Consider the following 9,415-nt stretch of genomic DNA (forward strand, 5'->3'; position numbering starts at 1 on the left):
GGAGGGCCGGGGAGGGGGCCTTGCCACTTGAGACTTGCCACTTGCCCCTCATCCTGTGAGACTCCGGCGCCAAGAGAAGAATCGGACAAGACAGGGAGCCCCTCTTGGATCTGTTTCAAACCCTGGTTCTCGCCCTTGTACAGGGCCTGACCGAATTCCTGCCCATTTCAAGTGCCGCCCACCTGATCCTGGTTCCGGAACTCACCGACTGGGAGGACCAGGGGCTCACCTTCGATGTGGCCACCCATATCGGCTCGCTGGTGGCGGTGATCATCTACTTTCGCCATGAACTGCGGCGCATGACGGTGGAATGGGTGGGCTCGCTGCGAGGGCGGGGGCTGACGCCGGATGCGAAGCTGGCCTGGGCGGTGGGCTTCGGCACCATACCTGCCGGGTTGGCGGGCCTGCTGTTCCACGACATCATTTCCACCCACCTGCGTTCGGCCCAGGTGATCGCCATGGCCACCATCGGCTTTGCCGTGTTGCTGCTGTTTGCCGATGTCACGGGCAAGCGCACCCGGGACGAGCACACGATCACCTGGAAGGACGTGGTGGTGATCGGCGTGGCCCAGGCGCTGGCGCTGATTCCCGGGACGTCGCGCTCCGGTATCACCATCACCGCCGCGCTGCTCATGGGTTTCACGCGCCAGGCCGCCGCGCGTTACTCCTTCCTGCTGTCCATCCCCATCATCGCCCTGGCCGGCGGTTACGAAACCATGAGCCTGGTGCGCGAACCGGAAGAGAGCGTCCAGTGGGGCCTGATCCTCCTGGGTGTGCTGGTGTCGGGCGTGAGCGCTTACCTGTGCATCCATTACTTCCTGAAACTGCTGGCACGCTTCAGCATGCTGCCTTTCGTCATCTACCGACTGCTCCTCGGGGCGTTCCTGCTGTTTTTCTTTTGGTGAAGGGTTGCTGGGTCATCACCCGCCGGCAGGTGTGAATGTTTCCGCGAGTGCCTTCAGGGCGTGGACGCGGCGGTCGTGTAGCGCGTCGGCGATGGCCTTGCCCTCCAGCCCCTCGGTGACCAGATCGCTGGCAGAGACGGCCTGACAGCATTCAAATGCCGCGCGCAGGTAGTCGGCCTGGGCGTAGTACAGATCCTCGAAGCCGGTGCGGCCCCGGTAGTCGGCCTCGCAGGCCAGCAGGAACGGTTCCAGCCGCTCGGGGCGGCGGAAGGCGTCGAGGCCCTCCAGGGTCTTCAACACCGTGGATGGGCGTAGTTCCAGGGCCTTGTGGGCGTTGCCGTGCCAGCGGGCCACCATGACGGCGAGATCGCGGTGGGCGTTGGGAATGCGGTAGCGATCGCACAGTTCGTGCACCAGATCGACGCTGCGCTCCTCGTGGCCGCGGTGGCTGGGCAGGATCTCTGCTGGGGTGGTGCCCTTGCCAAGATCGTGGGTCAGCGCGGCGAAGCGCACCTTTGTGTCGTCGCTCAGGCGCACGCTCTGGGTCAGCACCATGAGCGTGTGCACGCCGGTGTCGATCTCGGGGTGATAGCGTGGCGGCTGGGGCACGCCGAAGAGGCGCTCGATCTCCGGAAACAGCACCGCCAGGGCACCGCAGGCCCGCAGCTCCTGGAAGTAACGCGCCGGATCGATCTCGCCCAGGGCGCGCTCGGTTTCCTGCCAGACCCGCTCCGGCACCAGTGCATCCACCTCACCCATCTGCACCATCTCTGTCATCAGCGCCCGGGTCTCGTCGGCCACACGAAAACCCAACGGCGCGAATCGGGCCGAGAATCGGGCTACGCGCAGGATGCGCACCGGGTCCTCGGCGAAGGCGGGGGACACGTGCCGCAGCAGCCGGGCCTCGAGATCAGTCCGACCGTTGAAGGGGTCCACCAGCGTGCCGTCGGCCGAGCGCGCCATCGCGTTGATGGTGAGGTCTCGGCGCATGAGATCCTCTTCCAGTGTCACTTCCGGCGAGGCGTGCACCGTGAAGCCGTGATAGCCGGGGGAGGTCTTGCGCTCCGTGCGCGCCAGCGCGTGCTCCTCGTGGGTTTCGGGGTGCAGAAACACCGGAAAATCGCGCCCCACCTGCCGGTAGCCCAGCTCCAGCATGCGCTCCGGCGTCGCGCCCACCACCACGTAATCCCGCTCCCTGACGGGCAGGCCCAGAAGCTCGTCGCGCACCGCGCCGCCGACCAGATAGGTTTTCATGAGTGCAGTGTAGGGTGGGGTGTGCCGGGGTTCAAAAGACCTTGATGGACAGGATGAACAGGATTTTTCAGGATTGACAGGATGAAGACAAAAGAACTTTAGACAGGATTAACAAGATTTACATGATTGTTTTTAAAAGACTTAAATCCTGTAAATCTTGTTAATCCTGTCTATTCTCTTTTCTTCTTTTCGAGTTCCTGTCAATCCTGTTCATCCTGTCCATTCTCCGACCCGCCCGGCCGAGCCGCGCAGGCGCTGCAGGCGTGCGTTGCGGTCGCTTTGGCCCAGGTAGCACGGGGCGACGGATTCCAGGGTGGTGGGGCAGGTGCCGCCGCCGGGGCAGACGCTGTCGCGCTGCAGGGAGCGGTAGTTGTCCATGGAAAAGGGCTTGCCCGGTACGTACTCGAACACCGTGGCCTGCAGCCGTGATGCCCAGTCAGGCAGGCCGATCACGAGCCGCCGCACGCCGATGACCCGGGCGGTGTAGCGGACCAGCTCCATGAGGGTGTAGATCCGGGGCCCGCAGAGATCGAAACGCTGTCCGAAGGTTTCCCGGTCCTCCAGGCTGTCCACGAAGCGCTCCACCACATCGCCCACGAACACGGGCGCGAAACGCGCATCGGGGCAGGCCAGCGGCAGGAACGGCGAGATGCGCAGCAGGCCGGCAAACCGGTTCAGAAAGCTGTCGCCCGGGCCGAAAATCACCGACGGGCGGAACACCGTCACCTGTACGCCCCCCGACTGGGTGCGCACCAGGTTCTCGGCCTCACCCTTGGTGCGAAGATACAGGCTTGGACCGCCGCCGGAATCGGCATTGAGCGCGCTCATGTGCAGCAGCCGCCCGACGCCCGCGTTGTGGCACGCGGCCACCACGGTACGGGCCAGGTCCACGTGGGCACGGCGGAAACCACTGCCGTTGTGGCCCTTCTCATTGAGGATCCCGACCAGGTTGATGACCGCGTCGCAGCCTTTGAAGTGCCGCTCCAGCGTGGCCGGATCGTGGATGTCGCCCTCGATGAGCTGTACCCCCGGCAGGACCAGCAGGTCCCGGTGGCGCTGCCTGCGCCGTGTGATGATCTTGACGCGCCGGCCCGTGGCTACCAGTCGCGCCGCCAGGTGGCTGCCCACGAAACCGGTGCCCCCCAGCATGCAAACGGTGTCGATCTTCATGTTCTCCCGCTCTCAATCTGGATGGTCGTTCCCGCCGAGGCGTAGTTTAACGCATGGTGGCATGGCGCGGCCCCTGTTCCGGATGCCCCATGCCGGAATACTGTCTCCGCGGTACACTACGGCCGTTCGGCGGCAATTTGCCGCTCCCATTTCAATCAGGGGGCCCGTGTCGTGACCATGCTCTCCGTAAATCCTGCCAATGGCGCCCAGATGGGCCGTTTTGAACCCTGGGATGACAGCCGGATTGAAAGCGCCCTGGCGCAGGCCGGTGAGGCCGCGCCCGCCTGGGCGAAACTGCACATGGCCGAGCGTGCCCGGTTCCTTCAGGGTGCCGCGCGGGTGTTGCGGGAGCGCGAGCCGGAGTTCTCCCGGCTGATTACCGAGGAGATGGGCAAGTTGATCTCCGAGGCAAGTGCGGAAATCGAAAAGTGCGCCAAGGTGTGCGATTACTACGCCGCCGAGGCCGAGCGGTTTCTCACCGACGAGGTGCTGGCGTCGGATGCCTCCCGTTCGCTGGTGGCCTGGCAGCCGCTGGGTACCGTCCTGGCGGTCATGCCCTGGAACTTTCCATTCTGGCAGGTCTTTCGCTTTGCCGCGCCGGCACTGATGGCGGGCAACACGGCACTGCTCAAGCATGCCTCCAATGTCCCGCGCTGCGCGCTGGCCATCGAGTCTGTGTTCGAGGCGGCGGGATTTCCGAGGGGCGTCTTCCGGACGCTGATGATCGGTGCCTCGCAGGTGGAGGGCGTCATCCGGGACCGGCGCGTGCACGCCGTCACGCTGACGGGCAGCGAGCCCGCCGGCCGCGCGGTGGCCGCCGTGGCGGGCGAGGTATTGAAGAAGACCGTGCTGGAACTGGGCGGCTCGGACCCCTTCGTGGTGCTGGAGGATGCGGACCTGGAGCTCACTGTGGAGCAGGCGGTGGCCTCGCGCTACATGAATGCCGGGCAGAGCTGCATCGCCGCCAAGCGCTTCGTGGTCGTGGAGCCGGTCGCGGAGACCTTCCTGGAGCAATTCCGGGAGGCCGTGCGGGCCCTGCGCCCGGGGGATCCCATGGATGAATCCACCACACTCGCGCCCATGGCGCGGGGCGATCTGCGCGACGCCCTGCACGCGCAGGTGCATGAGTCTGTCAAACACGGTGCACAGGTCCTCGAGGGCGGCCAGCCGGTGGAAGGCAAGGGGAACTGGTACCAGGCCTCGATACTGGACGGTGTGGGGCCGGGCATGCCGGCCTACGAGGAGGAGATGTTCGGCCCCGTGGCGGCGATCCTGCGTGCCCGCGACGAGGATGATGCCGTGCGCATCGCCAACGACACCCGTTTCGGTCTTGGCGGCAGCGTCTGGAGCCGGGACGCGGCCCGTGGCGAGGCGGTGGCCCGGCGGCTGGCCTGCGGGTGCGCCTTCGTCAACGGCCTGGTGAAGAGTGATCCCCGGTTGCCCTTCGGTGGTATCAAGGATTCCGGTTACGGCCGCGAACTCTCCCTGCTGGGTATCCGGGAGTTCGTCAACGCCAAGACCGTCTGGATTCGCTAGTGTGCTTCGCGCCTGAGAGTGCGGTGGCTCCGGACGGGGCCGGGGCGCGGCCATGACGCTCGTGGAAACCGCCGTGGACGCCGTGGAGCGCCTGGGTTACTGGGGGCTCGGGGTATCCATGCTGGTGGTGGCGCCGGAGGTGCTCATGCCCTTTGCGGGATTCCTGGCGCACCAGGGAATTCTGCATCTGTTGGGTGTGATCCTTGCCGGCAGCGTCGGCGGCACGCTGGGCTCGACGGTCCTTTATCTCATCGCCCGCCACGTGGGTGAACTGCGCGTGCGGCGGTTCTTCCAGCGCCGTGGCCGCTTCATGCTCCTGAAGGAGAGCGATCTGGACGTGGTCCTCGACGTGTACGAGCGTCACGGCGATTGGCTGGTGATGGGCGGGCGCTTCGTGCCAACGGTGCGCAGCCTGGTGTCACTGCCGGCGGGTCTGCTGCCCATGCCGTTCGGGCGTTTCCTGCTGTTCACGTTTGCCGGTACCACACTCTGGTGCGCGGTACTCGGCATCAGCGGCTACCTGCTCGGCGCCCAGTGGGAGATGCTTGAACCCTGGCTCGGTGTCTACGGAACGACGGCGGTATCGTTGGTGCTGCTGTCGGTGGCGGTGTTCGTGCTGTACCGGCTCAAAGAAGTCGTGTATGAGCGGGGCTGACGCCGCAGAGCCAACAGACAGGGCGCAGAAGCGAAAGCCGGGAATGAGTCAGAGGACATGGCTCTTGCCTCTCGCCGCCTGTCTCTGGGCGGTCTGGTCGGCGGCGCAAGCCGTTCCGCCACCCGTGTTGGAGATCGCCTTCGAGGGCAACCGCGTGACCCGGGCGTCGGTGCTGCGTCAGGAGTTGCTGATTCGCGAGGGGGATCCCGCCGACCCGGGGGCCATCGAGGCCTCGCGCCAGTCGCTCATGAACCTGGGCCTGTTCAAGGACGTCCGCGCCGAGACCGCGTCGGTGGAGGGCGGCGTGGTGCTCACCTATCACCTCGCGGAAAAATACTTCTACTTCGTGTTGCCGCGCCTGAGCCGAAGCGCCGACGGCGACCTGCGCTACGGGGGCGAGGTGCGTGCCGACAATGTCTTCGGTCTCAATCACCGACTCCGCCTGCGCTTTGACATTGACGAGGCGGCGAGCGGCACGGAACAGCGGGACGAGCGGCTCAGCCTGGGCTACCGCGTCGCCCGGGTGCCTGGCACCCGCTTCGGAGCCGGACTGGATCTCGGGATGGGCGATCGAACCAAGTCCCCTTCCGGCGGGAACGACTCGGATCGCTACCGGGAGCGCTATCGCTACACCGGCCTCTCCCTCTCACGATGGCTGGATCGCCGCGGTCCCAGCCGCGGCTGGCGTCTGGACACGGGTGTGCGCTGGGAGAGCCGCCGCTACCAGGCGCTGGATTCGGAGGCGGAGCTGCCGGACGCCGGCGAGGATGTGAGCTGGCGGGTGGGTGTTCGGTTCACCGACGTCGCCGATCTGGGCGTGCGGCGCGAGGGTGTGGAGTACGGAGGTGGAGTGACGCTGGGGGTGCCTGATCTGGGCGCGAACCGGGACCATCAGCGTTTCGACCTGTTCTACCGGCGCTACCGGGGGCTGGGCGGCGAATTGCCATCAAACCTCAACTACCAGGTACGCGCCGGTTGGGCCAACGACACGCCGTTTGGCCAGACGGCCTACAGCGTCGGCGACAGTTCCAGCCTGCGCGGCTACAAGCGGGACTACCGGGAGGGGGACGTGCGCCTGTTGCTCAATATGGAATATCTGCGTCCCCTGTTCGGCAACCCGAATGTGCGCGGCGTGCTGTTCGCCGACGCGGGCGGCGTCTGGCCGAGCAACGATGTGGACCTCTCCGACATGCTGGCCAGCGCCGGCATCGGCCTGCGCGTCAACCTGCGCTGGTTCGTGAGCACGGAACTGAGGGTGGATGCGGCCTACGGCGACGAGGGACGGGTGTATGTGGGGACGAGTCATACATTTTGAAGGCAGGTACAAGGGTAAAGGTACAAGGGTAAAGGGAATAAGAGCGGCGCCCCTTGTCCCTTTACCCTTGTACCTTGTACCTGCCTCTTATCCGCCCGTCATCGACATGAAGCGCAGGACCTTCTCCGGGCGGTCGCGGAATTCGTGGCGTTCGGGCTTGAGGTCCACCGCGCGCCGGATGGCGTCCAGGAGTTCGTCGTCGCTGCAGCCCGCGCGCAGCAGGGGGCGCAGCTCCAGGTTGTGCTCCTGGCCGAGGCAGGTGTAGATGGTGCCGTCCACGGACAGGCGCACCCGGTTGCAGGTCTCGCAGAAGTGCTGGGAGATGGGCGTGATGAATCCGATCTTCAGATCGGTGCCCACCACCTGCATGTAGCGGGCCGGTCCGCCGCCGGGCATCACCCCGGGCACGAGGTCGAAACGTTTCTCCAGGCGGGCCTTGACGGTCTGAAGATCGAGGTAGTGATCCTGGCTGGCATGGCGGCCCGTGTCGCCCATGGGCATGGTCTCGATGAAGCGCAGCGTGAAGCCGTGCTCCAGGCAGAATTCGACCATGTCCTCGAACTCGCCGTCGTTGACCCCCTTCATGGCCACCATGTTGATCTTGATCGGGGACAGGCCGGCCTCTTTCGCCGCCATGAGTCCGTCCAGGACCTTTTCCAGCTTGCCGCCGGTGACCTGCTTGAAGACCTCCGGCCTGAGGGAGTCGAGGCTCACGTTGATGCGTCCCACGCCCGCGTCCCTGAGCGCCTGCGCGTGTTTGCGCATGCGGGTGGCGTTGGTGGACAGCGAGATGTCCTCGATGCCGGGCAGCGCCGCGAGACGGGAGACCAGCCCGGGCAGGTCCTTGCGCACCAGCGGTTCGCCCCCGGTCAGGCGCACGCGCTGAACGCCCAGGCGGCCGAAGGCGCCCATGACCCGCGTGATCTCGTCGAAGTTGAGCCAGTGCTCCGGCTCCTCGAAGTCCCTGAAGCCGCGGGGCATGCAGTAGAAACAGCGCAGATCGCACTGGTCCGTGACCGAGAGGCGCACGTACTCGATGTGTCTGCCGAAGCGGTCTGTCAGTTGCGCCATGTCAATATGTCCCCCGGCTGCCTATTATAGCGTGCCCCTCGCGGTGCGCCGCGCCCTGCGCTTGGCGCCCCATTGTCCGCAGCTTACGCCAACCCCGTCTCGCAATTCCATGTTATAAAGGCCGGGGTTATTCACCTGGGCAGCTCATAAATCCACTGATGGATCATGGACTTGCGCCGGCTCGTCGTGCTCCGCCGAGGCCCGGGAACCGCACCACCCCATTAAGATGCACTTGAGGTCGTTTTTATGCCATCCGGTCCCCGTGAGATCGTCACCCCCTTCCGCCCCATCCCCCTGGAAGTGCCGGAGGGGATGAAGCCCAACGAGTTCTTCAACAGTACTGAGAACCTAACGGATCTGGCCCACAACAACGGCCTGCTGGTGAACCCGGAAAACCTGCTGCTCTATCGAAAGGCCCTGGGGCACAGCACCGAATTCGACACCTCCATCATCTACAACACCTCCAAGTGCGTCCTCGATCCCCTGGCGCGTCCGGTGCGCCGCACCCAGGTGCCGGAGCACGTGCGTCATGCCTGGAACCGCATGAACGTGATCCTCATCGACTACATGCTGGAGCAGTATCCCGATCCGGGCGAGCACTTGATCCTGGCGGGCGAGGCGAGCCTGGATGCCACCTGGCCGCTGACCGCGCCCGGCGTGCCCAGTATCCGGATGCTGCACAACCACTTCATCGTCTTTCCCATGAACGACCTCAGGGATGCGCCCCTGGCCGACCCGAACAACCCCAACCTCACCGACGGCGGCCAGCACAGCCTGTTCCAGGCCTACATGCGCGACGTCTACCGCGAATTCTTCACACGGGCGCTGGATCTGAAGGTGCTCAGACCCGCCGCCGATGCCGATGCCCGTATCGACCTCACCGGCTATCCCCAGGGCCTTCCCAGCTGGGAGATCCAGGGCGGCACCGAGGCACTGAAGGAGGTGCGTTTCTGGAAGGAGTACGACGCCATCCTCGAAGGCTTCCTGGATTTCTATCGCACGTTCTTCACCCAGGTCTCAACACGCGGCGCGCAGATGCCCGAGGGTGTGTACTTTCCGGAGGCGGTGGAAGAGGTGCTGCTGTTCAACAACGACTTCCTCGGCACCGCCAAGAAGGTACGCGACCGCTGCATCACCGACGCCCGCTATGCCCATGCCATCCGCTGGCAGCCGGCCTTCAAGCAACTCATCTACCGCAATGACGATGGCAAGCTGATCGTCACCATCAGTCAGAATTCCATCGGCAACGCCATCACCGAGCTGCTGGGTGTCGTGGTGAAGCGCATACCCGACGCCGAGGCCTATGAGCGCTTCGAACCGAAGCTTATCGAGCAGTTGCTGGAGGTTCGGCGGCGGCTGATCGAGGCGGATCTGGGGGATGGGATTGCGACGGCGTATTGGGGGGAGGAGTAGGGGGTTCGGGGTGACGTAGCGTCCGTGTTTCGCTGAGTCAAAGGCTAAAGTCAAATGCGTTTCGATCCGGCTTTCAGCCGGCTCGAGTTACTTTTC

8 protein-coding genes are annotated in these 9,415 nt (G+C 65.2%); 5 read left to right on the forward strand and 3 right to left on the reverse strand.

Annotated features, from left to right (window positions below):
• Positions 1-104 precede the first annotated feature (104 nt).
• On the forward strand, positions 105-905 hold the full coding sequence (locus tag B1C78_RS12555) for an undecaprenyl-diphosphate phosphatase (RefSeq protein WP_077279516.1): 801 nt from the start codon (positions 105-107) through the stop codon (positions 903-905).
• Between the two features lie 15 nt (positions 906-920).
• Here the strand turns inward: B1C78_RS12555 and B1C78_RS12560 are convergent, their stop codons facing one another.
• Both B1C78_RS12560 and B1C78_RS12565 read right to left on the reverse strand, forming a co-directional pair.
• Positions 921-2,159: a multifunctional CCA addition/repair protein gene (locus B1C78_RS12560; protein ID WP_077279517.1), complete on the reverse strand. Its 1,239-nt coding sequence runs from the start codon at positions 2,157-2,159 to the stop codon at positions 921-923.
• 210 nt (positions 2,160-2,369) lie between these two features.
• A complete protein-coding gene (locus B1C78_RS12565; RefSeq protein ID WP_077279518.1) occupies positions 2,370-3,329 on the reverse strand; it encodes a complex I NDUFA9 subunit family protein in 960 nt (319 codons plus the stop codon).
• A 177-nt stretch (positions 3,330-3,506) separates the two neighbouring features.
• On the opposite strand from B1C78_RS12565, the gene B1C78_RS12570 reads away from it, so the two are divergent.
• The 3 genes from B1C78_RS12570 to B1C78_RS12580 are packed head-to-tail and all read left to right on the forward strand — an operon-like array spanning position 3,507 to position 6,835.
• Positions 3,507-4,865, forward strand: a complete 1,359-nt coding sequence (locus tag B1C78_RS12570; RefSeq protein WP_077279545.1) for an NAD-dependent succinate-semialdehyde dehydrogenase — start codon at positions 3,507-3,509, stop codon at positions 4,863-4,865.
• 52 nt (positions 4,866-4,917) lie between these two features.
• Entirely contained in the window at positions 4,918-5,520 is a 603-nt protein-coding gene (locus tag B1C78_RS12575) for a DedA family protein (RefSeq protein WP_077279519.1), read from the forward strand.
• Between the two features lie 43 nt (positions 5,521-5,563).
• Entirely contained in the window at positions 5,564-6,835 is a 1,272-nt protein-coding gene (locus B1C78_RS12580; protein WP_077279520.1) for a BamA/TamA family outer membrane protein, read from the forward strand.
• An 87-nt stretch (positions 6,836-6,922) separates the two neighbouring features.
• Here B1C78_RS12580 and moaA read toward each other — a convergent pair whose 3' ends face one another.
• Positions 6,923-7,906: a GTP 3',8-cyclase MoaA gene (gene moaA / locus B1C78_RS12585; RefSeq protein WP_077279521.1), complete on the reverse strand. Its 984-nt coding sequence runs from the start codon at positions 7,904-7,906 to the stop codon at positions 6,923-6,925.
• 246 nt (positions 7,907-8,152) lie between these two features.
• Here moaA and B1C78_RS12590 point away from each other — a divergent pair, with 246 nt between their 5' ends.
• A complete protein-coding gene (locus B1C78_RS12590; RefSeq protein WP_077279522.1) occupies positions 8,153-9,319 on the forward strand; it encodes a hypothetical protein in 1,167 nt (388 codons plus the stop codon).
• Positions 9,320-9,415: the final 96 nt, after the last annotated feature.

Source organism: Thioalkalivibrio denitrificans (assembly GCF_002000365.1).
Lineage (GTDB): Bacteria > Pseudomonadota > Gammaproteobacteria > Ectothiorhodospirales > Ectothiorhodospiraceae > Thioalkalivibrio_A > Thioalkalivibrio_A denitrificans.

Bases quoted from the DNA above. Each gene is read 5' to 3' on its own strand.
- B1C78_RS12590 (WP_077279522.1), top strand. From the start codon at position 8,153: ATGCCATCCGGTCCCCGTGAGATCGTCACCCCCTTCCGCCCCATCCCC.
- moaA (WP_077279521.1), bottom strand. From the start codon at position 7,906: ATGGCGCAACTGACAGACCGCTTCGGCAGACACATCGAGTACGTGCGC.
- B1C78_RS12565 (WP_077279518.1), bottom strand. From the start codon at position 3,329: ATGAAGATCGACACCGTTTGCATGCTGGGGGGCACCGGTTTCGTGGGC.
- B1C78_RS12570 (WP_077279545.1), top strand. From the start codon at position 3,507: ATGCTCTCCGTAAATCCTGCCAATGGCGCCCAGATGGGCCGTTTTGAA.
- B1C78_RS12580 (WP_077279520.1), top strand. From the start codon at position 5,564: ATGAGTCAGAGGACATGGCTCTTGCCTCTCGCCGCCTGTCTCTGGGCG.
- B1C78_RS12560 (WP_077279517.1), bottom strand. From the start codon at position 2,159: ATGAAAACCTATCTGGTCGGCGGCGCGGTGCGCGACGAGCTTCTGGGC.
- B1C78_RS12575 (WP_077279519.1), top strand. From the start codon at position 4,918: ATGACGCTCGTGGAAACCGCCGTGGACGCCGTGGAGCGCCTGGGTTAC.